Origin of the sequence: Acinetobacter sp. ABJ_C1_1 (assembly GCF_044684115.1) — a bacterium.
Classification (GTDB): Bacteria; Pseudomonadota; Gammaproteobacteria; order Pseudomonadales; family Moraxellaceae; genus Acinetobacter; species Acinetobacter nosocomialis_A.
In genome coordinates, this window is sequence record NZ_JBITPU010000047.1 from 1 (window position 1) to 274 (window position 274).

Here is a 274-nt window from a genome sequence, read left to right on the forward strand (position 1 = left end):
GGTAATGTGGGTACAACAGGTGCAGTGGTGACTATCGATACCACAGCACCAAATGCACCGGTTCTTGATCCAATCAATGCCACTGATCCAGTGACAGGTACAGCAGAAGCGGGATCAACCGTGACTGTGAGCTTCCCTGATGGCACAACAGCAACTGTAGTTGCAGGTCCTGATGGTAAATGGACAGTGCCAAACCCAGGTGACTTGACTGATGGTCAAACAGTAACTGCGACAGCAACCGACCCTGCAGGCAATACCTCATTGCCAGGTTCAG

1 protein-coding gene is annotated in these 274 nt (G+C 51.5%); it reads left to right on the forward strand.

The window, feature by feature from the left end:
- On the forward strand, positions 1–274 hold a 274-nt coding region (locus tag ACG59Z_RS18770; RefSeq protein WP_400200725.1), incomplete at both ends, for an Ig-like domain-containing protein.